At 73.3% G+C, this 21,746-nt stretch carries 24 protein-coding genes and 1 pseudogene; 5 read left to right on the top strand and 20 right to left on the bottom strand.

Annotation, left to right across the window (positions count from 1 at the left end):
* Window positions 1-41 precede the first annotated feature (41 nt).
* On the top strand, window positions 42-821 hold the full coding sequence (locus ACR807_RS12815) for an enoyl-CoA hydratase-related protein (RefSeq protein WP_438921489.1): 780 nt from the start codon (window positions 42-44) through the stop codon (window positions 819-821).
* Here ACR807_RS12815 and ACR807_RS12810 read toward each other — a convergent pair.
* The 6 genes and pseudogenes from ACR807_RS12810 to folP form a co-directional block, all read right to left on the bottom strand.
* Entirely contained in the window at window positions 808-1,404 is a 597-nt protein-coding gene (locus ACR807_RS12810) for a DNA-3-methyladenine glycosylase I (protein WP_438921488.1), read from the bottom strand. The two genes, ACR807_RS12815 and ACR807_RS12810, sit on opposite strands and share 14 nt — an antisense overlap.
* Window positions 1,401-1,811, bottom strand: a complete 411-nt coding sequence (locus ACR807_RS12805; RefSeq protein ID WP_438921487.1) for an SRPBCC family protein — start codon at window positions 1,809-1,811, stop codon at window positions 1,401-1,403. Before ACR807_RS12805 ends, ACR807_RS12810 begins: the two co-directional genes overlap by 4 nt.
* A gap of 100 nt (window positions 1,812-1,911) precedes the next feature.
* Window positions 1,912-2,196 (bottom strand): annotated as a pseudogene (locus ACR807_RS12800) (DivIVA domain-containing protein); the annotation flags it as partial.
* 27 nt (window positions 2,197-2,223) lie between these two features.
* A complete protein-coding gene (locus tag ACR807_RS12795) occupies window positions 2,224-2,901 on the bottom strand; it encodes a permease prefix domain 1-containing protein (protein ID WP_438921486.1) in 678 nt (225 codons plus the stop codon).
* Window positions 2,883-3,221, bottom strand: a complete 339-nt coding sequence (locus ACR807_RS12790; protein WP_438921485.1) for a PadR family transcriptional regulator — start codon at window positions 3,219-3,221, stop codon at window positions 2,883-2,885. The genes ACR807_RS12795 and ACR807_RS12790 overlap by 19 nt, the downstream gene beginning before the upstream one ends.
* Window positions 3,222-3,269: 48 nt before the next feature.
* A complete protein-coding gene (gene folP / locus ACR807_RS12785; protein ID WP_438921484.1) occupies window positions 3,270-4,133 on the bottom strand; it encodes a dihydropteroate synthase in 864 nt (287 codons plus the stop codon).
* 126 nt (window positions 4,134-4,259) lie between these two features.
* Here folP and ACR807_RS12780 point away from each other — a divergent pair, with 126 nt between their 5' ends.
* Both ACR807_RS12780 and ACR807_RS12775 read left to right on the top strand, forming a co-directional pair.
* The gene (locus ACR807_RS12780) at window positions 4,260-5,750 is read left to right on the top strand and encodes a CocE/NonD family hydrolase (RefSeq protein ID WP_438921483.1); all 1,491 of its coding nucleotides are present in this window, start codon (window positions 4,260-4,262) and stop codon (window positions 5,748-5,750) included.
* A gap of 183 nt (window positions 5,751-5,933) precedes the next feature.
* Complete coding sequence (locus ACR807_RS12775) at window positions 5,934-6,995, top strand: DNA glycosylase AlkZ-like family protein (protein WP_438921482.1); 1,062 nt, start codon at window positions 5,934-5,936, stop codon at window positions 6,993-6,995.
* A 201-nt stretch (window positions 6,996-7,196) separates the two neighbouring features.
* Here ACR807_RS12775 and ACR807_RS12770 read toward each other — a convergent pair whose 3' ends face one another.
* The 3 genes from ACR807_RS12770 to dapE are packed head-to-tail and all read right to left on the bottom strand — an operon-like array spanning window position 7,197 to window position 9,586.
* Window positions 7,197-7,733 (bottom strand): LOG family protein, encoded by a 537-nt coding sequence (locus ACR807_RS12770; protein WP_438921481.1) that lies wholly within the window; start codon window positions 7,731-7,733, stop codon window positions 7,197-7,199.
* Window positions 7,730-8,497 carry an LOG family protein gene (locus tag ACR807_RS12765; RefSeq protein WP_438921480.1) on the bottom strand — a complete coding sequence of 256 codons (768 nt, stop codon included), beginning with the start codon at window positions 8,495-8,497 and terminating at the stop codon, window positions 7,730-7,732. Before ACR807_RS12765 ends, ACR807_RS12770 begins: the two co-directional genes overlap by 4 nt.
* 27 nt (window positions 8,498-8,524) lie before the next feature.
* Window positions 8,525-9,586: a succinyl-diaminopimelate desuccinylase gene (gene dapE / locus ACR807_RS12760; protein ID WP_438921479.1), complete on the bottom strand. Its 1,062-nt coding sequence runs from the start codon at window positions 9,584-9,586 to the stop codon at window positions 8,525-8,527.
* A gap of 25 nt (window positions 9,587-9,611) precedes the next feature.
* Here dapE and dapD point away from each other — a divergent pair, with 25 nt between their 5' ends.
* Window positions 9,612-10,589 carry a 2,3,4,5-tetrahydropyridine-2,6-dicarboxylate N-succinyltransferase gene (gene dapD, locus ACR807_RS12755; protein ID WP_438921478.1) on the top strand — a complete coding sequence of 326 codons (978 nt, stop codon included), beginning with the start codon at window positions 9,612-9,614 and terminating at the stop codon, window positions 10,587-10,589.
* 42 nt (window positions 10,590-10,631) lie between these two features.
* Here dapD and ACR807_RS12750 read toward each other — a convergent pair whose 3' ends face one another.
* The 4 genes from ACR807_RS12750 to fdxA all read right to left on the bottom strand — a co-directional run bounded on the left by ACR807_RS12750 (window position 10,632) and on the right by fdxA (window position 14,574).
* On the bottom strand, window positions 10,632-11,801 hold the full coding sequence (locus ACR807_RS12750) for a hypothetical protein (protein WP_438921477.1): 1,170 nt from the start codon (window positions 11,799-11,801) through the stop codon (window positions 10,632-10,634).
* A gap of 19 nt (window positions 11,802-11,820) precedes the next feature.
* On the bottom strand, window positions 11,821-12,924 hold the full coding sequence (locus tag ACR807_RS12745; protein WP_438921476.1) for a hypothetical protein: 1,104 nt from the start codon (window positions 12,922-12,924) through the stop codon (window positions 11,821-11,823).
* 235 nt (window positions 12,925-13,159) lie between these two features.
* Complete coding sequence (gene dapC, locus ACR807_RS12740; RefSeq protein WP_438921475.1) at window positions 13,160-14,251, bottom strand: succinyldiaminopimelate transaminase; 1,092 nt, start codon at window positions 14,249-14,251, stop codon at window positions 13,160-13,162.
* A complete protein-coding gene (gene fdxA / locus ACR807_RS12735) occupies window positions 14,248-14,574 on the bottom strand; it encodes a ferredoxin (RefSeq protein WP_033430540.1) in 327 nt (108 codons plus the stop codon). Before fdxA ends, dapC begins: the two co-directional genes overlap by 4 nt.
* Before the next feature lie 156 nt (window positions 14,575-14,730).
* Between fdxA and ACR807_RS12730 the strand changes: the two genes are divergently transcribed.
* Entirely contained in the window at window positions 14,731-15,486 is a 756-nt protein-coding gene (locus ACR807_RS12730; protein WP_438921474.1) for a GNAT family N-acetyltransferase, read from the top strand.
* Here the strand turns inward: ACR807_RS12730 and ACR807_RS12725 are convergent.
* The 7 genes from ACR807_RS12725 to ACR807_RS12695 form a co-directional block, all read right to left on the bottom strand.
* The gene (locus ACR807_RS12725) at window positions 15,456-16,220 is read right to left on the bottom strand and encodes a hypothetical protein (protein WP_438921473.1); all 765 of its coding nucleotides are present in this window, start codon (window positions 16,218-16,220) and stop codon (window positions 15,456-15,458) included. The genes ACR807_RS12730 and ACR807_RS12725 overlap by 31 nt on opposite strands.
* The gene (locus ACR807_RS12720) at window positions 16,198-16,593 is read right to left on the bottom strand and encodes a hypothetical protein (protein WP_438921472.1); all 396 of its coding nucleotides are present in this window, start codon (window positions 16,591-16,593) and stop codon (window positions 16,198-16,200) included. Before ACR807_RS12720 ends, ACR807_RS12725 begins: the two co-directional genes overlap by 23 nt.
* A complete protein-coding gene (mshB, locus tag ACR807_RS12715) occupies window positions 16,590-17,429 on the bottom strand; it encodes an N-acetyl-1-D-myo-inositol-2-amino-2-deoxy-alpha-D-glucopyranoside deacetylase (protein ID WP_438921471.1) in 840 nt (279 codons plus the stop codon). The genes ACR807_RS12720 and mshB overlap by 4 nt, the downstream gene beginning before the upstream one ends.
* 81 nt (window positions 17,430-17,510) lie before the next feature.
* A complete protein-coding gene (locus tag ACR807_RS12710; RefSeq protein WP_438921470.1) occupies window positions 17,511-18,578 on the bottom strand; it encodes an ABC transporter ATP-binding protein in 1,068 nt (355 codons plus the stop codon).
* On the bottom strand, window positions 18,575-19,759 hold the full coding sequence (locus tag ACR807_RS12705) for an ABC transporter ATP-binding protein (protein WP_438921469.1): 1,185 nt from the start codon (window positions 19,757-19,759) through the stop codon (window positions 18,575-18,577). The genes ACR807_RS12710 and ACR807_RS12705 overlap by 4 nt, the downstream gene beginning before the upstream one ends.
* A complete protein-coding gene (locus ACR807_RS12700; protein ID WP_438921529.1) occupies window positions 19,756-20,700 on the bottom strand; it encodes an ABC transporter permease in 945 nt (314 codons plus the stop codon). The genes ACR807_RS12705 and ACR807_RS12700 overlap by 4 nt, the downstream gene beginning before the upstream one ends.
* A gap of 1 nt (window position 20,701) precedes the next feature.
* Window positions 20,702-21,700 carry an ABC transporter permease gene (locus ACR807_RS12695; protein WP_438921468.1) on the bottom strand — a complete coding sequence of 333 codons (999 nt, stop codon included), beginning with the start codon at window positions 21,698-21,700 and terminating at the stop codon, window positions 20,702-20,704.
* Window positions 21,701-21,746: the final 46 nt, after the last annotated feature.

Raw genomic sequence — 21,746 nt, 5'->3', positions numbered from 1 at the left:
GACGGCCGGCCCACGACACGACCAGCTCGGAGGTTCACCCCATGTCCGAACTCCTCATCGACGACGCCGAGGGCGTTCGCACGTTCACGCTGAACCGGCCGGAGGCGTTCAACGCGTTCACGGTCGCGTTGAAGGAGCGGCTGCTGGAGGCGGTGGTGGAGACCGCGGCGGACGACTCGGTGCGCGCGGTGGTGCTGACCGGCGCGGGGAAGGCGTTCTGCGCGGGCCAGGACCTCAAGGAGCACGTCGCGCTGCTGGAGGCGGGTGACCCGGCGCCGCTGCACACGGTGGAGCGGCACTACAACCCGCTGGTCAAGGCGATCGTGGGGATGCCGAAGCCGGTGGTCGCGGCGGTGAACGGGACGGCGGCGGGCGCGGGGGCGTCGCTGGCGTACGCGAGCGACCTGCGGATCGCGGCGGCGGGCGCGAAGTTCCTGATGGCGTTCGCGAACGTGGGGTTGACGGCGGACTCGGGCGCGTCGTGGACGTTGCCGCGGCTGATCGGGTACGGCCGGGCGATGGAGATGATGCTGCTGGCGCAGCCGGTGGGCGCGGAGGAGGCGCTGCGGGTCGGCATGGTGAACCGGGTGGTGCCGGACGGGGAGGCGCTGGGGGCGGCGCAGGAGCTGGCGGCGCGGTTGGCGGCGGGTCCGACGACGGCCTACGCGAAGATCAAGGAGGCGATGGCGTTCTCCGGGGAGCTGGCGGCGGCGCTGGACGTGGAGGCCCGGACGCAGGCGGAGGCGGGTGCCACGGCGGACCACCGGGAGGCGGTGGCCGCGTTCGTGGCGAAGCGGAAGCCGGTGTTCACCGGGCGGTAGCGGGAGCGCCGGCCGGGGTGCCCGCGGTGGTGGGGGCGCCGGCGCGGAAGCAGGCCGCGATGTGGTCGTCGACCATGCCGGTGGCCTGCATCAGCGCGTAGCAGGTGGTGGGGCCGAGGAACGTGAAGCCGCGGCGCTTGAGCTCCTTGGCCATCGCCTTCGACTCGGGGGTGACGGCGGGCACGTCGTGGGTGGTGGCGGGCCGTTCGTGGTGCTCGGGGGCGAACGACCAGAGCAGGTCGTCGAGCGGCACGTCGAGGTCGGCGACGGCGCGGGCGTTGGCGATGGTCGCGGTGATCTTGGCGCGGTTGCGGACGATGCCGGCGTCGGCCATGAGGCGGTCGAAGTCGGCGTCGCCGTACTCGGCGACGACCTCGGGGACGAAGTGCGCGAACGCGGCGCGGAAGTTCTCGCGCTTGCGCAGGATGGTGATCCAGGACAGGCCGGACTGGAACGACTCCAGGCACATGCGCTCGAACAGGGCGTTGTCGCCGTGCAGCTCGACGCCCCACTCGGTGTCGTGGTAGTCGGCGTAGTCGGGGGTGCTGTCGCCCCACGGGCAGCGGACGGGTGGCTGGGTCACGCGGTGTACTCCCGGGCGAAGGTGGCGAACCGGCGCAGGGAGAGCTTCACGCCGGGCAGGAAGGCCAGGTTGAGCAGCGGGTTCACGTCCTCGGCCCAGCGGAACTCGCTGCGCTCGCCGCGGGGGACGACGAGGAACTCGCCGGTGCCGCGCACGAGGCGGCCGGTGTGGTCGACGGCGCAGCGCAGGGGCGGTTCCCAGGCGGTGATGCGCATGGTGTCGGTGAACCCGAGGGGGCCGAGGCCGGTGAACGCGGACAGCTCGCTGCCGGGGCCCGCGCCGTCGCCGGCGGTGACGCGGACGCGGGTGAGCAGCATCCACTCGCCCTGCCGGTCCCAGTCGGTGAGGGCGGCCCAGGTGCGCTCGGCGGGTGCGTCGACGTCGACGCGCAGCTCAAGCCGGGTCACGTTCGGGCTCCCGTGCCGGTTCCCGGTCGCGCTCCCCGGCGTCCAGGGCGTCCGCGGAGTCCACGGCGTCCGCGTCGGGTCGGGAGGGCTCGATGCCGAGGTCGGCCTCCAGCTCGGCGACGCGGGCGCGCAGCTGCTCCAGCTCGCCGGCCAGGCGGTCGAGCGCCCAGTCCACCTCGGTCATCTTGTAGCCGCGCAGGACCTGCTGGAACTTGAGGTCGCGCACGTCGTCGGGGGTCACGTCGTCGGCGGGCAGCCGGGTGGGCGACGCACCGGGCGGCAGCGGCGCGAGCTCCTCGCCGCGACCGAACACCAGCGCGGCGAGGAGGAACACCACGGCCGCGACGAGCGCCATGACGACGATGTAGAGGAGCGCTGAGGTCACGTCACGATCGTGGCACACCGCCGCCGGTCAGACCGACGAGAACACCACGGACCTGCGGGCGAGGACGGCGAGCCGGGCCAGGACCAGCAGGCTGACCAGCGACGCGGCCAGCACGGGCGGCGAGGTGAGCAGGCGTGACGCGTCCAGGTGGGCGGTGGCGAGCACGATGGCGACGTTGCCGCCGGCGGCGGTCGTGACGGCGACGGCGGCGACCGCGCCGGCGAGCCGGGCGAGGGTGGTGGCGGCGACGCCGCGGCGGGCCAGGGCGCGGCCGGTGAGCAGCGCGAGCAGGGCGGCGCCGGCGACGACCCAGGAGGCGGAGTCGTTGGCGCGGGCGACGAGCAGGTACCAGTCGGGCGGCGGGGCGGGGAAGGCGCCCCAGGCGCCGATCCAGAACCGGCGGTTGAGCTCCCACAGGACGTGCGCGGTGGGCAGCACGAGCACGACGGTGCGCAGGGTGCGGGCGCCGTGGGCGAGGCCGAGGACGCTCTGGTAGTCGCGGGCGACGGTGGCGACGGGACCGAACTCGGTGACGGCGCGGTGCTCGGCGTCGTGGTCGGGCAGGCCGCGGGAGCGGTGGGCGTCGGCGGCGTCGGCGAGGCTGTCGCGGGCCTCGGCGACCAGGTCGTCCTTGAGGGCGGCGGGGCCGCGCAGGCGGCGGTCGAGGGCGGTGACGTAGTCGTCGATCAGGCTCGCGCGGGCCACGGGCCACCTCCGAGGACGCCGTCGACGGCGGTGGTGAACTCGCGCCACGCGCCGCGCTCGGCGACCAGTGCGCGTTCACCCGCTTTGGTGAGCCGGTAGGTGCGGCGCTGCCGGCCGCCGACGGTGCTCCACTCGCTGCTCACCAGGCCGGCGGTCTCCAGCCTGCGCAGGGCCGGGTAGACGGTGCCGGTGGGCAGGTCCAGCACGCCGCCGCTGCGCCGCTGCAACGCCTCGATGATGGCGTAGCCGTGCAGCCGGCCGCCGTCGAGGACGGCCAGCAGCAGCGCGTCGAGGTGTCCTCGCAACGCGTCGGGCTTCACGGGTAGGCAGTCTACTGGTCGGGACCGGGGGGAACCCCGGTTCTCGCGTCAGGCCAGGGCGCGGAGCGCGCGCGCCGGGGGGCGGGTGCCCGCGATGCTCGCCACCATCTCCACCACGCGCCGCGTCTGCCGCACCTGGTGCGCGCGGAACACCTTCGCGCCCGTCCACGCCGCCACCGAGGTCGCGGCGAGCGTGCCGTCCACCCGGTCCTCCACGTCCGCGCCCAGCGTCTCGCCCACGAAGTCCTTGTTGGACAGCGCCATCAGCACCGGCCACCCGGTGGCGACCAGCTCGTCCAGCCGCCTCAGCAGTTCCAGCCCGTGCCACGTGTTCTTGCCGAAGTCGTGCGTCGGGTCGACCAGCACGCCCTCGCGGGGCACGCCCAGCGCCACCATCCGCTCGGCCCGCGCGACCAGCTCGCCGACCACCGCCGCCACCACGTCGGGGTAGCGCACGCGGTGCGGGTCGGTGCGCGGCGGCAGGCCGCCGGTGTGCGAGCAGACGATGCCCGCGCCGAACTCGGCCGCCACCTCGGCGAGCCTCGGGTCCGCGCCCGCCCACGTGTCGTTGATCAGGTCCGCGCCCTCCGCGCACACCGCGCGGCCCACCTCGTGCCGCCACGTGTCGACGCTGATCACCACGTCCGGGTGACGTTCGCGGACGGCCGCGACGAACGGCACGACCCGCCGCGCCTCCTCGGCCGCGTCGACGACCTCGCCCTTGGCGCCGGCCTTCACGCCGCCGATGTCGACGATGTCCGCGCCGTCGGCGACCGCGCGGTCCACGGCGGCCATCGCGGCGTCGTCGGAGAACGTCGCCCCGCGGTCGTAGAAGGAGTCGCGGGTGCGGTTCACGATCGCCATGACCAGCGCGCGATCGTTCGCGACCTGCCGTGCACCGAACCGCAGCATGACGGCATCGTGCCACGTCACAGCTTCACGTGACCCGCGTCACAGGCCATTGCTACCGCCGAGTACGCATCGCTTTACTCACCGGTAACACTCTGCGTGATCCCGGTCACGGTCAAGGAGGACCCTGTGCGCCGATCACTCCCCCTGCTGCTCGCCGCCCTCGTGGCGCTCGTGCTCGCGCCACCCGCGCAGGCCGCGCCCGGCTTCGCGGTGGGCTACCGGACCATCCCCGGCCAGGGCGGCACCCCGCTCAAGGCGTTCGTCGTCGAACCCACCGGGCGCGGCAGCGGGCCGTTCCCGCTGCTCGTGCTGCCCTCCAGCTGGGGCGTCAACAACATCGAGTACGTCGGCGCCGCCGCCCGCCTCGCCTACGAGTCCGGCTACGTGGTGATCAGCTACACCAGCCGCGGCTTCCACGACTCGGCGGGCGAGATCGACGTCGCCGGGCCGGACACCGTGGCCGACGTCAGCCGCGTCATCGACTGGGGCATCGCCCAGGCCCGCGGCGACGCGTCGAGGGTCGGCGTCGGCGGCATCTCCTACGGCGCCGGCCAGTCCCTGCTCGCCGCCGCGGCCGACCCGCGGGTGAAGGCCGTCGCCGCGCTGTCCACGTGGACCGACCTGGCCCGCTCGCTCTACCCGAACGAGACGGTCAGCGGGCAGGCCGTGGACCTGCTGCTCACCGCCGGGAAGCTCACCGGCCGCCCCGGTCCCGTGCTGCGCGAGGCCGAGGCCGCCTACCGGGAGAAGCGGTTCGAGGACGTGCTGCCGATCTCGCCGCCCCGCTCCCCCGCCTCGCACGTGTCGTCGATCAGGGCCGCCGTGATGATCGGCAACGCGTGGAACGACGGGCTGTTCCCGCCGAGCCAGGTCACCGACTTCTTCACCGCCCTCGGCACGCCGAAGCGGCTCATGCTGTCCCCCGGCGACCACGCCACCGCCGAGCTGTTCGGCGCGGCCGGGCTGCCCAACGAGATCTGGGACTCCGTCGGCCGCTGGTTCGACCACCACCTCAAGGGCGTCGCCAACGGCATCGACCGGGAGCACCCCGTGCAGGTCAAGCCCAACAACGGCGGCGGCTGGCGCTCGTTCCCGACGTGGGCCGCGGCCACCGCGCGCACCGACACCGTGCCGCTGGCCGCCGACCGCATCGGGGCCGGCCGGCCCACCATCGCGGAGAGCGGCACCGTGCTCGTCACCGGCGCGTTGCAGGGCTTCCTGCAACTGCCCGTCGGCGTGTCCACGCCCCTGGTCGACCGGGGCGCGGCGGCCGTGTGGCGCGGCCCGGCGCAGTGGAGCGCCACCACCGTCAGCGGCACGCCCCGCGCGCACCTCACCGTCACCCCGTCCGCGCCGAAAACCACCCTCTACGCCTACCTGTACGAGGTGAACGCCCTCGGCCTGGGCGCGCTGATCACGCACAAGCCCGTCACGCTCACCGGCACGCACACCCGCGCGGTCGACCTGGACCTGGAGCCGACCGTGTGGAACGTCGGCGCGGGCAACCGGCTCGTGCTCGTCGTCGACACCGTGGACGCCCGCTACCAGGGGTCCAGCGCGCCGGGGTCGTCGGTGGCGTTCGGCGCGGACTCCTGGCTCGCGGTCCCGCGCGGGTAGCCCGCAGCGGTGGTCCACGGCGGGTGACCCGCGGCGGTGGTCCACGGCGGGTGGCCCGCGGGGGCGGCCCACGGCGGGTGGCGGGACCGCCTGCCAGGATCACCGGCATGGAATCGCAGTTCACGACCACCCCGCGGGCCCGGCACGGCGTCGTCGTGCCGGGCCCCGAGCAGGGCGTCCGCCGTGGCTGACCCGCGGCAGATCACGAGGGAGCGGGTGATCGCCTACCGGGTCGCCGCCCACCAGTTCGACCGGTCCGCCACCGACCCGGCCGCCCTGCGCGTGCTCGACCTGGGGGTGCAGGACTCCGAGCGGTCCGCCGTGCCCGCGCTGGCCGCCCGCCTGGCCGACGTGCCCGACCCGTCCGGGGAGTTCACCCTCACGTGGACGGTCCGGGGCGCGCCGCACTGGCACCGCACGGCCGAGGTGCCCGCGCTGGCCGCCCGCCTGTGGCCGCTGAGCGACGCCGACGCGCTGGCCCGGATGGACCGGCCGGCCGTGGAGGACGGCGCGGCGGTGCTGCACCGGGTCGCCGACGCCCTGCGCGGGGTCGTCGACCGGCCGATGACCAAGGGCGAGGCGTCCGCGCTCGTCACCCCGCTGGTCCCGGCCGCCGTCACCGCCTGGTGCAGCTCGTGCGGGGCGACGCACGTGCGGGACGCCGTGTTCCGGGCCGCCGTGCTGCCCGCCGGCCTGCGGTTCGACCCGGCGGAGAAGACCGTCACGTTCGTGCCGCTGGAGGGGCGCGGGCCCGTGCCGACGGCGTCCGCCGGCTTCAGCGAGCTGGTCACGCGCTACCTGCGGCTGCACGGCCCCGCCGGGTACGCCGAGGTGGCGGCCTACTTCGGCGCGCCGGTCCGCGACGTCAAGGCCGCGTGGCCCGACGACCTCGTGCCCGTCTCCCGGAAGGCGTGGCTCCCGGCCGACCGCCTCGACGCGTTCGAGAACCCGCCCGAGCCCGAGGTGGTGCGCCTGCTGCCGCCGCTGGACCCCTACCTCAACGCCCGCGACCGGGACCTGCTCGTGCCGGACAAGGCGCACCAGAAGGAGGTGTGGCGCGTCCTGGGCCGGCGCGGCGCGCTGCTCGTCGACGGCGAGGTCCTCGGCACCTGGACCGCCAAGGCCACCCCGACCCGCCTGACCGTGAAGGCGCACCCGTTCGTCCCCCTGGACGTGGGCATGTTCGCCGAGGAGGCCACCCACCTGGCCCGCGCCCGCGGCCTCCCCGAGGCCACCGTCACCTGACCCCCACCCCACCCGAGAGTCCAACGCCCAGGACCCGAGAGTCCAACGCCCAGGACCCGAGAGTCCTGCGTTCGCGACCCCTGTGTTCTTTACTCGCGAGTGAAGAACACAGGGGTCCTGAGCGTTGGACTCACGCGACTTGAGCGTTGGACTCGCGCGGCGGGAGCGTTGGACTCGCCGGGTGGGGTGGGGGATGCCGGGTCAGGGGGCGCAGGCGTCCAGGGCGGCCGTCACGTCGTCCGTGACGACCAGGGAGTCGAGGGCCGACCGGGACACGAACCCGCGCCCGTGCAGCTCGGCCAGCCACTCCAGCAGGCCCCGGTAGTGGCCGTCCACGTCCAGCACGACCACCGGCTTGGCGTGCGCGGCCAGCACCTTCGAGGTCCACACCTCGAACAGCTCCTCCAGCGTGCCGATCCCGCCGGGCAGCGCCAGGAACGCGTCGCCGTGCGCCTCCATCAACGCCTTGCGCTCCCGCATCGTGTCGACCACGAGCAGGTCGTCGGCGTCGGCGTCGGCGATCTCCCGGTCCACCAGGCCGCGCGGGATCACGCCGGTCGTGCGGGCACCGCCCTCCCGGGCCGCCGCCGCCACCGCGCCCATCATCGACGTGCGGCCACCGCCCCACGTCAGCGACCAGCCGCGCGCCGCGATCCCCGCGCCCACCCGCGCGGCCAGCTCCAGGTAGCTCCCCGGCACCGTCCGCAGCGACCCGCAGTACACGGTGACGGTGGTCAATGCGCGTCCGCCCACGCCTTGTGCGCCTCGTTCACCACGCGCACCGCGTCGTCGATGTCGTCGGTCAGGTACAGCAGCTCCAGGTCCTTCTCGCCGACCTTGCCGCCGTCGAGCACCGAGGACTTCACCCAGTCGTACAGGCCCTGCCAGTACTGCTTGCCGAACAGCACGACGGGGAACTTGGTGACCTTCTTCGTCTGCACCAGGGTCAGCGCCTCGAACAGCTCGTCCAGCGTGCCGAACCCGCCCGGCAGGCAGATGAACGCCTGCGAGTACTTGATGAACATGGTCTTGCGCACGAAGAAGTAGCGGAAGTTCACGCCCAGGTCGACCCACGGGTTCAGGCCCTGCTCGAACGGCAGTTCGATGCCCAGCCCGATGGAGAAGCCGCCCGCCTCCGAGCAGCCCCGGTTCACCGCCTCCATCGCGCCCGGACCGCCGCCGGTGATGCAGGCGAACCCGGCCTCGGCGAGCGCGGCGCCCAGCTTGCGGCCGGTCTCGTACTCGGGGTGGTCGCGGCCGGTGCGGGCCGATCCGAACACGGTCACCGCGCTCGGCACCTCGGCCAGCGCGCCGAAGCCCTCCACGAACTCGGCCTGGATGCGCAGCACCCGCCACGGGTCGGTGTGCACCCAGTCGGTGTGGCCGCGCGAGTCCAGCAGCCGTTGGTCGGTGGTGGTCAGCTCCTCCCGGCGACCGCGGCGCAGGACCACCGGTCCGCGCTGCTTCTCCTTCGGGTGCTCGTCCACGCCGTTCTCGCTCATCAACCGGAGTGTAGACGCGGGACGCGGTCAGCTCAGGAAGCGGCGCAACACTTCCGCGCACCGCCGCACCTGGTTCACCGGGACGTTCTCCTGCCGCGTGTGCGCCAGCGTCGGGTCGCCCGGCCCGAAGTTCACCGCGGGCATCCCCAGCGCCGCGAACCGCGCCACGTCGGTCCAGCCGAGCTTCGCCACCGGCTCCCCGCCGGCCGCCTCGACCAGCTCCCGGGTGACCGGCGCGCCCAGGCCGGGCAGGGCGCCCGGGGACACGTCGGTGACCGTGACGTCGTAGCCCTCGAACACCTCGCGCAGGTGCCGCTCGGCCTCCTCGGGGCCGCGGTCGGGCGCGAACCGGTGGTTCACCGTCAGCACGGCCGCGTCGGGCACGACGTTGCCCGCGACGCCGCCCTCGACCTTCACCGCTTGGAGGCCCTCGTGGTACCGGCAGCCGTCGATCTCGGGCTGCCGCGGCTCGTAGGACTCCAGCCGGCGCAGGGCCTCGCCGAGGGCGTGGATCGCGTTGCGGCCCATCCAGCCGCGCGCGGTGTGCGCCCGCGCGCCCGCCGTGCGCACCTCGATCCGCATGGTGCCCTGGCAGCCGGCCTCGACCACGCCGTTCGACGGCTCGCACACGATCGCCAGGTCGCCCGCCAGCCACTCCGGCAGCTCGCGCTCGACGCGGCCCAGGCCGTTGCGGACCGCGTCGACCTCCTCGCAGTCGTAGAACACGAACGTCAGGTCGTGGCGCGGGTCGGTCACGGTCGCGGCGAGGTGCAGCATCACCGCGTCGCCGCCCTTCATGTCGACCGAGCCGAGGCCGTGCAGGACGCCGTCCTCCAGGCGCGAGGGCAGGTTGTCGTTCACCGGCACGGTGTCGAGGTGCCCGGCGAACACGACCCGCGACGGGCGGCCCAGGTTCGTGCGGGCCAGCACGGCGTTGCCGGAGCGCACCACCTCCAGCGGGGTCTGCTCCCGCAGCGAGCGCTCGACGAGGTCCGCGAGGCGCTCTTCGTCGCCGGAGACGCTCGGGACGTCCACGAGCGCGACGGCCAGTTCGACGGGGTCGGCGGAGAGGTGCAGGGTGTCGGCCACCTGCGGCACGTTACCGTTGGCGCTCGTGAGCACCGCGAACCCCACCGGCGCGTACGGCGTCGGCCTGGCCACCGTCACCCCTTCCGGCACCGTGCTCGACACCTGGTTCCCGTCGCCGTCCCTCGGCTCGGACGACGGCGCGCCGGGCGTGGCGCTGCTGTCCTCCGCCGAGGTCGCCGGCGCGCTGGGCGAGGCCGCCGCCAAGCAGCTCGGCGCCGACGCCGACCGGGACGTGGAGGTCGTCGGCGTCCGCGTCGCCATCGCCTCGCTCGACGACGCCCCCGTCTCGGCCTACGACGTGTGGCTGCGCCTGCACCTGCTGTCCGCGCGCCTGGTGAAGCCGCACGGCGCGAACCTCGACGGCGTGTTCGGGCTGCTGGCGAACGTGGTGTGGACGAACTTCGGCCCGTGCGCCGTGGACGGCTTCGAGGAGACGCGGCTGCGGCTGCGCGCCCGCGGCCCGGTCACCGTGTACGGCGTCGACAAGTTCCCCCGGATGGTCGACTACGTGCTGCCGAGCGGCGTGCGGGTCGCCGACGCCGACCGGGTGCGCCTCGGCGCGCACCTGGCGCCCGGCACGACCGTCATGCACGAGGGCTTCGTGAACTTCAACGCGGGCACGCTCGGCGCGTCCATGGTGGAGGGCCGGATCTCGGCCGGCGTCGTGGTCGGCGACGGCTCCGACGTGGGCGGCGGCGCGTCGATCATGGGCACCCTGTCCGGCGGCGGCAAGCAGGTCATCTCGGTGGGCGAGCGGTGCCTGATCGGCGCGAACGCGGGTCTCGGCATCTCGCTGGGCGACGACTGCGTCGTCGAGGCCGGCCTGTACGTCACGGCGGGCACCAAGGTCACCGGCGAGGACGGCGCGGTGGTGAAGGCGGCCCAGCTGTCCGGCATGTCGGGCCTGCTGCTCCTCCGCGACTCCACGACGGGCGCGGTCCGCGTGAAGGCCCGCACGGGCACGGGCGTCGAGCTGAACGCCGCGCTGCACGCGAACGACTGACGTCGTGCCGGACGCCCGGTCGGGACCGACCGGGCGTCCGCGTCACCGGCGGGAGTCGATCCACTCCGCCAGGGCCCGGGCCTCCCCGCCCTCGGTGAGGACGAGGAACGCCCTCGTCCGCTTGAGGAACAGCCGCAGCGGGAACGGCTGCTCCGCCTCCAGCAGGCAGCGGTCCTCCAGCCTGACCACCGCCTTCAGCTCCCGGGGCCTGACCACGTACCACCGGTCGCCGCCGTAGAGCACGAGCCGACCGGGCTCGGTGTCCAGCCACACCACCCTCACGACCAGGGCTCGCGCGACCCTCGGGTCGGGCTCGGCGACCGTCGCGGCCGGCCGGCGCGCGCCCTTCGACGACGTGGCCGAACCGCTCGTCCCCCCGGTCCGCTCGACCGCGGTCGAGGCGGTCGTGGTCCGGGCGGTCGCGCCCCGGGTGCCCGCGCCCCGGTCGGCGTCCACCTCCCCCGGCGGCGGGAGGGCCGGCGACGCGGTCCGCGCGAGCAGGGCGGCCACGCCGAGCGAGTCGTCCACCGCGAGCACCGCGGCGCGCAGGTAGTCCGACAGCAGCAGGACCGGCCCGCCCCGGCTGGACAGCGTCGCCACCCTCCCCCGCTCCGCGACCGCGTCCCAGATCGCCCACGGGCGGTCGGTGCCCTGGTTGGACCGCGCCATCGCGAGCCAGGCGACGGCCGACCCGCTGCAGTCGTGCACCAGCGCCGCGACCGGGGACGGCGGCGCGCCGTGACGGGTCGGGAGGCGCCAGGACCCCTTCCCCTCCGCTCCCTCCACGGCGTCGAGCAGCTCTCGGACGTCCGCGCCGCGCTCGGCCATCCGCCGCACCACCCGCGCCACCCGCCCCAGGGAGCCGACCGACACCACGCCCGCGACCCGCTGCACGAGGTCCACCACGTCGACCTCGTCGTCGATCAGGCCGTGCAGCAGCGTGATGCCCTCCCGCCCGTACTCGTCGTGCCCGTCGACCAGCAGCCCGTACAGCACGAAGGACCCGCCGCCGGGGGTGCCCGAGGCGTACAGGTAGGGACCGCCCGGCTGCTCGGACAGCAGGTCGTCGACGACGCCCTGGGCGTCCGTGAAGTCCGGCGGCAGCACGTCGGAGCGCACGTCGAGCGGCAGCTCCAGGGGCGCGCGGTCGCCGTCGCAGAGGTACAGCGCGTGCCCTTGACCGGCGACGTTGACGCGGAACACATGACGCATCGGACTCACCCCGTGACCGCTAGAAGTTCCGCGCCATGAAGCTGGTGGCCCGCTGCTCGCCCACGAGCCGCTCCGCGACGTCCCGACCGGACAGCGACTCGACGATCCCCCGGGCCACCTCCCCGAACACCACGTTCGCGCCCTGGCTGCGCAGCAGGTTGTCCCGGTCGAGCACGGTGACGGCCTCGCACACCCGCTCCTGGTTGCAGGCGCCGTACAGCGGCCGGAGGGTCGGGCCGAACACGTCGACGCACAGTTCGAGCAGCGCCTCGGTCGATTCCCCGGGCTTTCTCGCCTGCAGCACGTCGAACTTGTTGAACACGACGACGAGCCGCTGGACGTCCACGTCGCGGTGCGACACGAGCGTGCGGATGTTCGCGAACAGGTCGCCGTTGTAATAGCGGATCGTCCCCTCCTTCGGACCGCTCACCGCTTCTTCGGCGTCGAACATGCACACCAGCACGACACCGAGGTTGCGGCCGGTCTTCTCGCGCAGTTCCGCGGTTTCCCGGCGAGCGGTCTCCACCGCGCCCGCCTGGGCGGCCAGTTCACCCGGGAAGTCGTGCACGCGGAGCTTGACGTGCACGTCCACCGCGGTCCGCACGTCGGGGTCGGCGAAGTGCGGCACCGCGTCGGGCCTGCGGAAGTCGTGCACCGGCACGGCGGCCTGCCGGTGCCTGCGGGTGGCGGCCAGGGGCGCGTGGTCCCAGGGCGTGTGCCACTGCGCCAGCAGCGAGGACTTGCCCACGAACCGCGGTCCCAGCAGCAGCACCGGCTGGTGGAACTCCTGCACGACGCTCGACCTGGCGAGCCGGTCGCGGACCTCGTGGTAGTGGGCCTGGACCGCGGTGAGGGCCGTGATCCTGGCCCCGGCCTCGGTCAGCTCCGCGGCGCGCCGGTCGAGTTCGCCCGTCGCCTCGCGCAGTTCCGCCGCGAGCAGGGTGTTCTGCTGTCCGACCGCGTTGCCGGTCGTGCGGCGGGTGATGGCGAAGGTGAGGGCGGCGGCCAGCACGGCGCCGATGCTGGCGCCGATGACCTCGTTGCTGAAGAACCACGGCGTGCTGTCCGGTTCGGCCTCCAGGACCCGGTGCAGCACGGCGAGCACGAGCCGTTCGTCGATCAACTCCCGAACCACGCAATCTGTCGGCACTCGGCGCGGTCGGCGGCCGTGAGCGGAAATCGACCGCGCGGGACACTGTTGTCCTGCCAGATCGCGACGCCCTCCGACGCCGTTACACGTCGACGGCCCGGGAAAGGGTGAATCGGCCGCATTCATGCGGAATGGATGAAAAAGGCCGCCGTTCCCGCGCGGGATCGACGGCCTCCGATTTCCCGGGCGGCGCCGGGTAAAGGTGGACTCAGGTGGTGAGGCGCTCCACGGCCGCCGCGACGCGCTCGTCCGACGCGGTCAGCGCGATCCGCACGTGCCGGTCGCCGGTGGGCCCGTAGAACGTGCCCGGCGCGGCCAGGAGGCCCCGGTCGGCCAGCCACGACACGGTGTCCCACGCCGACTCGCCGCGCGTCGACCACAGGTACAGCCCGGCCTCCGAGTGGTCCACGGTGAACCCGGCCGCCTCCAGCGCCGGCAGCAGCGCCGCGCGCCGCGCCCCGTACCGGGCGCGCTGGGCCGCCACGTGCTCGTCGTCGGCCAACGCCGCCGTCATCGCCGCCTGCACCGGCCGCGGCACGATCATGCCCGCGTGCTTGCGCACCTCCAGCAGCGACGCGACCAGCGCCGGGTCGCCGGTGACGAACCCGGCCCGGTAGCCCGCGAGGCTGGAGGACTTCGACAGCGAGTGCACGGCCAGCAGGCCGTCGAGGGACCCGCCGTTGACCTCGGGCCGCAGCGCGGACACCGGTGACGCGGTCCACGGCAGCGCCAGGTAGCACTCGTCCGACGCCACCACCGCGCCCACCGCGCGCGCGTCGGCCACGGCCCGGGCCAGCGCCTCCGCCGACTGCACGCGCCCGGTCGGGTTGGACGGGGAGTTCAGCCACACGAGCCGGGCCCCGGCGGGCGCGGGTTCGCCGTCGGCCAGCCGCACGGGCGTCGCGCCCGCCAGCCGGGCGCCCACCTCGTAGGTCGGGTAGGCCAGCTCCGGGATGGCGACCACGTCGCCCGGCCCCAGGCCGAGCAGCGTCGGCAGCCACGCCACCAGCTCCTTGGAGCCGATGGTGGGCAGCACGGCGGCCGGGTCGAGGCCGTCGACCCCGTACCGCCTGGCCAGGGAGCCCACGACGGCCTCGCGCAGCGCGGGCGTGCCGTGGGTGGTCGGGTAGCCGGGCTCGTCGGCCACCGAGGACAGCGCCCGCCGGATCACCTCGGGCACCGGGTCGACCGGGGTGCCGATGGACAGGTCGACCACGCCGCCGGGGTGCGTGCGCGCCTTGGCGGCGTGGTCGGCCAGCGCGTCCCAGGGGAAGTCCGGGAGCCTCCTGCCGGTCGTCACTCGTGCGACGCCTGCGGGGGGAGAGCCTTCACGAACGCGGGGTCCGCGCTGACCTTGCCGACCTTGGACGCGCCACCGGGGGACCCCAGTTCGTCGAAGAAGTCCACGTTGGCCTTCGTGTACTCCTTCCACTCGTCCGGCACGTCGTCCTCGTAGTAGATGGCCTCGACGGGGCACACCGGCTCGCAAGCACCACAGTCGACGCACTCATCCGGGTGGATGTAGAGCATCCGGTCGCCTTCGTAGATGCAGTCGACGGGGCACTCTTCGATGCACGCCTTGTCGAGCACGTCCACGCACGGCTGGGCGATCACATAGGTCACTGCGCTCTCCTGCTCTTGTCCTGGTCCACACCGCGCAAGCCGGAGAGTACGCGGCGGAGTCGATTGTCCCCCGGTGAGGCTCGCCTTATCCGCGCTCGCCCGCACCGTGCGCCAGCTCACAGCCCACCGGTCGCCCGGTCGGGTGACCATGCGTGCGTGGACGACATCACCTCATTGGAGCAACGCTGCGCCGACGCCTGGCCGGCCCTGGTGGACGTGCCCCTGGGCCGGTGGCGGCTGCGCGCGGCGGGCGGGTTCACCGGCCGCGCGAACAGCGCGCTGACCACCGGCGACCCGGGCCTGCCGGTCGCCGAGGCGCTGGACCGGGTGGTCGCCTTCGCGCGGGGGAACGCGATCCGGCCGACCGCGCACGTCGTCGTCGGCTCGCGCTGCGAGGCGGGGATCGGGGCGGCCGGGTGGCGGGTCGACGAAGATCACCCCGGAGGGGCGGAGTCGCTCGTCATGACGGGTCCGCTGAGCGGGTTCGCCTCCCCGAAGCCCCACCCGGGCCGCGGGGGCGGCGACGCGCGCGTGACGGACGTCCCACCTCCCGCCTGGTGGGAACTGGCGGCCCAGCGGGAGCCGACGCGGGCGCAGCGGCACGTGCTGACCACCGGCGACGCCGTCGGGTTCGGCACCGCCGTCCGCGACGGGGTGGTGGTGGCCGCGGTGCGCGGCGCCGTGGTGGGCGACCTGCTGCACGTGGCGCGGCTGGCGGTGCGGCCGGAGGCCCGGCGGACCGGTCTGGCGCGCGAGCTGATGGGCGCCCTGGCCGACTGGGGCCGGGCGCGCGGGGCGACGACGTGCGCGTTGCAGGTGGCCGAGCACAACAAGCCCGCGATCTCGCTGTACGAGTCGCTGGGCTGCGCCGAGCACCACCGCTACCGGTACTGGGTGCCGAACCAGGCGTAGGCGGCGGCGCGGACCCGCTTGAGCGCCGACCGCTCCCCGAAGTAGTCGCCGACGACGCCCACGACGGGCAGCATCCCGAGGGCCTGGTGGTAGAACCGGCCCTGCGGGCGCTTGTCCAGCTCGTCCTCCAGCCGCCACAGCACCTTGGCGAGCTTCCACACGGTGGCCCCGATGGCCCGGAACGTGGACCGCTCCCCCAGCTCGGAGGTCAGCTCCTCGGTGGCCCGGTCCTCCGCGGCGCGGTCCTCGGCGGCCCGGTCCTCGTCGTCGCGGTCCACCGGCAGCCCGTCCACCTCGCGCTGGAACAGCACGTGCGCGAGCAGCCGCACCCGGTCCTCGGTGGAGGTGAACCCGTGCTCGCCGGCCACCGCCGACAGCAGCAGCCCCTGGCCGGCCGCGCCGAGCGCCGCCTGGATCGGCAGCCGGTCGGCGAGCACCCCGCCGATGCCGGGCAGCGCCGAGAGCAGCGACACGAACCGGCCCAGCCGGTTGAGCCACCACTCGTCGCGCTGGTGCACGTCCATGCGCGCCCACGCGGCCGTGCCGGGCACCTTGACCTTCGCCAGCCCGTCCCACAGCCGGTCGACGAGCTTGCGGTCGGCGCCGTGCTCGGCCTCGCGGTCGCGCAGGCCGAGGAGGTTCGCCTCGCGCAGCGTGTCCAGCAGCGGGCCGGTGGCCCGCACGAACGGCCGCAGCGCGCGGACCACGTCCCTATCGGTGATCGCTTCCGACACCCGTCCGTCCTCCCGCGTAAGACCCCACCGCGACGGCACCGGGCAGCGCGCCCCCGGCGAACAGCAGCAGGGTGCGCCAGTCGTTGAGCAGCACGGCGTCGCCGCCCGGCCCGAGGACGGCGAACAGCAGCAGCGTCCCCGCCCACACCAGCAGCGGCGAGGCGGCGGCCAGGGTGCGGTGGGCGTACCGGGAGGCCAGCATCACCAGCGCGGGCGTGGCCACCGCCGCCAGCGCCGCGGTCACCGGGAACGGCCAGTCGCCCCAGCGCGGCAGGAGCGTGCCGTCCCACCGCACGGGCAGGAAGAACAGCTCCAGCACGGCCAGGGCGAACGAGGCCGCCGCGATGCCGGCGAGCGCGAGGCGGTCGGTCAATCCAGCCCCCCGAACAGGTCCGTCTCCGCCCCCGCGGCCGAGCCCTTGGCCAGCACGTAGTACTCGGCGGACACGACGGGCTGCGCGATGCCGTTGGACAGCGCGTACGACGCGCCGCCCGCCCCGTCCTGCCACACGCCGACCTGCGTGGAGTGGGCGCGCAGCGCGCGCAGCTTCGCCACCAGGTGCTCGGAGACGTCGACGACGGTGGTGATCTCGGCGTCGTCGGTGGTCGGCAGCTCGCCCTCCTCGGGCAGCCGCCACGGCAGGTCGGCGAACCCGGCGAGCTTCGCGATGCCCTCCGTGACGGCCGCGCGGGACGTGACGGCGTGGAACACGCGGTCCACGTCGACCGCGGCGGCCGTGGTGATCTCGTGCGCCCGGACGTGGTCGGGGTGGCCGTAGCCGCCGAACGCGTCGTAGGTGACGACGACCTGCGGCTTCACCGAGGCGATGATCTCGCCCAGCGCCTCGACCTGCTCGTCGGGCGAGCCCTGCGCGAACGCGCGCGGGTGGGAGTTGGCGGCGACGCCCGCCATGCCCGAGTCGCGCCAGCGGCCGATGCCGCCGAGGAACCGGTGGTCGGTCACGCCGAGGGCGGCGCAGGCGGAGCGCAGTTCGGCGACGCGGTACCCGCCGAGCTGGTCGGCGGCGTCCGCGGCGAGTTCGCGCAGCGCGGGCGGGATGATCTCGCCCTCCTCGCCGAGGGTGCAGGTGACCACGGTGACGTGCACGCCCATCGCCGCGTAGCGGGCGATCGTGCCGCCCGTCCACAGGCTCTCGTCGTCGGGGTGCGCGTGGACCAGCATCAACCGTGGTGGAGCAGTGAGCGTCACCGGATCAGGGTAGATGTGGGGTGCCGGGCCCCGTGCCGTCAGGGCCACCAATGCGGGCAGGTGGCCCCGACGGCACGCGGGTCAGCCGACGAGCAGCGGCTTGACCTCGGCGAAGTGGCACGCCGACAGCGTGCCGTCGCCGTCGCCGCGGCGCTCCAGCCTGGGCTCCTCGGTGGCGCAGATGTCCTGCGCCTTCCAGCAGCGGGTGCGGAACCGGCAGCCCGACGGCGGGTTCACCGGCGACGGCACGTCACCGGTGAGCACGACCCGCTGGCGCTGCCGCTCCAGCTTCGGGTTCGGCACGGGCACCGCGGACAGCAGGGCCTGCGTGTACGGGTGCATCGGCCGGGCGTAGATGTCCTCGCGGTCGCCGATCTCGACGATCTTGCCGAGGTACATCACGGCCACCCGGTCGGAGATGTGCCGCACCACCGACAGGTCGTGCGCCACGAACAGGTAGGCCAGCCCGAGGCGCTCCTGGAGCTCCTCCAGCAGGTTCACCACGCCCGCCTGCACCGACACGTCCAGCGCGGACACCGGCTCGTCGAGCACGACGAGCTTCGGGTTGAGCGCGAGCGCGCGGGCGATGCCGATGCGCTGGCGCTGGCCGCCGGAGAACTCGTGCGCGTACCGGTTGCGGTGCTCCGGGTTGAGGCCCACGAGCTCCATCAGCTCGTTGACCCGGGACTGCACCGACCGGCCGTCGCCGCCGCCCTCGCCGTGGATCTTGAACGGCTCGGAGATGAGCTCGTTGATCTGCCAGCGCGGGTTGAGCGAGGCGTACGGGTCCTGGAAGACGATCTGCATGTCCTTGCGGACCGACCGCAGGCCCCGGCCCTTGAGCTTGGTCAGCTCGCGGCCCTCGAACTTCACCGAGCCGGACGTCGGCTTGTGCAGCTGGAGGATCGCGCGGCCGGTCGTGGACTTGCCGCAACCGGACTCGCCGACCAGGCCCAGCGTCTCGCCGGGGTACAGGTCGAAGGTCAGGCCCGACACGGCCTGCACCTGGCCGACCGTGCGCGGGATGATGCCGCCGCCGCGCACCGGGAACGACTTGACGAGGTCCTTGACCTCCAGCAGCGGCGCCCGGTCGGTCGGGCCCGAGTCGGCGCCCCCCGCCTGGGGGTTCACATCGGTCGGGGTCGTCATGAGGTCGGCTTCTCCTCTTCGTGCAGCCGCGCTTCCACCACGGCGAGGTCCTCGGCGACCGGGATGTCCGGGTTCGCCGTGGTCAGCGACGCGGGGTTCTCCACCACGCCGATCTCGTCGTGGGCGAACAGCCGCTGCGGGTTCTCCAGGGTCGCCAGGTGCGCGGAGCGGTGGCACCGCGCGAAGTGGCCGGCCCGGTCGGTCTCCAGCAGCGCCGGCTCGACCTCGCGGCACTCGTCGATGGCCAGCGGGCAGCGCGGCGAGAACGAGCAGCCGCGCGGCAGGTTCATCAGCGACGGGGGCGCGCCCTTGATGGGCGTGAGCCGCTTGCCGAGCATCTGCGGGTTCGGGATGGAGCCGAGCAGCCCCACCGTGTACGGCATCCGCTGGGCCTCGAAGACCTCGTCCACGGTGCCCTGCTCGACGACCGTGCCGCCGTACATGACCTGGACGCGGTCCACCATGCCCGCCACGACGCCGAGGTCGTGGGTGATGATCACGATGCCCGCGCTCGTCTCGTCCCGGATGCGCAGCAGCGTGTCCAGGATCTGCGCCTGCACGGTCACGTCGAGGGCCGTGGTCGGCTCGTCGGCGATGATCACGTCGGGGTCGTTGATGATCGCCATGGCGATCATCACGCGCTGCCTCATGCCGCCCGAGAACTCGTGCGGGTACTGCGTGGCGCGCCGGTCGGGCTGCGGGATGCCGACGAGCTCCAGCACCTCGACGGCCTTCGCGAACGCCGCCTTCTTCGACACGTCGTGGTGCGCCCGGTGCGCCTCGGCGAGCTGCCAGCCCACCGTGTAGACCGGGTTCAGCGACGTCATCGGGTCCTGGAAGATCATCGAGATGCCGTTGCCGCGGACGGGCTGCATCTGCTTGTAGCTCAGGCCCACGAGCTCGCGGTCCTTGAACTTGATCGACCCGCCGATCCGGGCCGTCTTGGGCAGCAGGCCCATGACGGCCATCGACGACACCGACTTGCCGGAGCCGGACTCGCCCACGACGCCCAGCACCTCGCCGGGGCCGAGCGTGAACGACACGTCGCGCACCGCGTGCACGGTGCCGTCGTCGGTCGGGAAGTCCACCGACAGGTTCTCGACGCGCAGCAGCTTCTCGCCGCTCGCGGCCGAGCTGCCCCACGAGGACTCGGGTGCGTTCATCACGTCCACCTCGCTCATGCCTTCACCCTCCTCTGCCTCGGGTCGAAGGCGTCCCGGAGACCGTCACCGATGAAGTTGACCGCCAGCGAGATCAGCACGATGAACGCGAACGGCAGGAAGAACAGCCACGGGTGCAGCGTCAGCTCGTTCTTGTTCTGGCTGATCATCAGGCCCAGCGAGGTGTCCGGGCTCTGCACGCCCAGGCCGATGAACGACAGCGCGGCCTCCAGCAGCACCGCCTGCGCGATGGCGAGCGTGGCGTTGACGATGATCACGTCGATCGTGTTCGGCAGGATGTGCCGGAACACGATGCGGAACGTGGACGCGCCCAGCGCGCGGGCGGCCTCCACGAACTCCTTCTCGCGCAGCGACAGCACCATGCCGCGGATGACCCGGGCGATGGACAGCCAGCCGATCAGGCCCAGGTACAGGGCGACGATCAGCCAGTTCGAGTTGCCGCCGCCGGCGACGGACACGACGAAGCTGTTGCGCACCAGCACGGCCGCGATGACCAGGCTGGGGATCACCAGCAGCAGGTCGATGAAGCGGCTGATGAAGGTGTCGACCCAGCCCCTCATGTACCCGGCGAGCGCGCCCAGGATGACGCCGATGAAGGTGGACAGGAACGCCACCACGATCGCGATCTGGAGCGAGAACTGCGTGCCGCGGATGATCTGGGCGACCATGTCGCCGCCCAACCGGTCCGTGCCGAACGGGTGGTCGCCGCTGGGCGGCAGGTACCGCTTGAAGCCCAGGTCCGTGTACGGGTACTTCCAGAACAGGCCGCCGAGGAAGGCGACCAGCACCAGCACGACGAACAGGATCAGGCCGAACAGCGCGGCCCGGTGCCGGGTGAACCGGCGGAGGATGACCTGCCACTGCTTGCGGGCGGTCGTCGTGTCGAACTGGCTCGCCTCGGCCTTTTCGGGCGCGGGCGCCTGCGCCAGCGGGGAACCCATCTCAGTCAAGGCGAATCCTCGGGTCCAGGAAGGCGTACAAGATGTCCGCGATCAGGTTGAACGCGATGATGAAGACGGCCGTCAGCATCATGAAGCCGAGCACCTGGAAGGGCTCGATCTTCTCGATGGCCTGGACGATGAACCGCCCCATGCCGGACCAGCCGAACACGGTCTCGGTGATCACCGCGCCGCCGAAACCGGCGCCGATGTTCAGCGACGACACCGTGATGATCGGGATCAGCGCGTTGCGGAACGCGTGCTTGAAGATCGCCCGGCTCTCCGAGACGCCCTTCGCCTGCGCGGTGCGCACGTAGTCGGCGTTCAGCGTCTCCAGCATCGAGGCGCGCTGGAACCGGCTGTAGAGGGCGAACTGGATGACCACCAGCGAGATGGTCGGCAGGATGTAGGCGCCGCTGTACTGGAAGACCTGCTGCCCGAAGCCGCCGCTGAAGCCCTCGCCCGGCGGTCCGGCCGTGATGATCCACCGGTCCGCGCCCAGGGACTCCAACCAGTTGTTCAGCTCGATACCGCCGGCTTTCAGCACGAGCGCCACGCAGAACAACGGCATCGAGAACATCGCGAACGATATTCCGGTCGCCGCGTAGTCGAACAGCGAGTACTGTCTGACCGCGCCGATGACACCGACCGCGATACCGAGTATCAGCGCGATGAGCTCGGCGGCGAGGATCAGCCGCAGCGTCACGCCGAACGCCCTGAGCAGCTCGTCCTTCACCGGACGGCCCGCGTTGCCGGGGACGACGGACTCGCCCCAGTCGCCGGTCACGAAGTCGCCCGCCCAGTCGACGTAGCGCTCGACGAACGGCTTGTTGTAACCGGTCCGCTCGTAGGCGGCGGAGATCTCCGCCTCTGTCCGGGGCTTCTGGAGCTTCCACTCGCCGAGGGGGTCGCCCATGGCGTTGACCAGACCGAAGCAGAGGAATGAAGCGACGATCAACAGCGGAATCGAGATCAACAACCGCCGGATTATGTAACGGAACATGACGAGTCTCTAGTCTCCCTAGGCACCCCCGCGTGCGAGCGTGGGA

The organism is Saccharothrix sabaoui, from assembly GCF_051756985.1.
Taxonomy (GTDB): domain Bacteria; phylum Actinomycetota; class Actinomycetes; order Mycobacteriales; family Pseudonocardiaceae; genus Actinosynnema.
The sequence above is the reverse complement of the archived record's forward strand: the minus strand, read 5'-3'. Positions and strand labels throughout refer to the sequence as shown.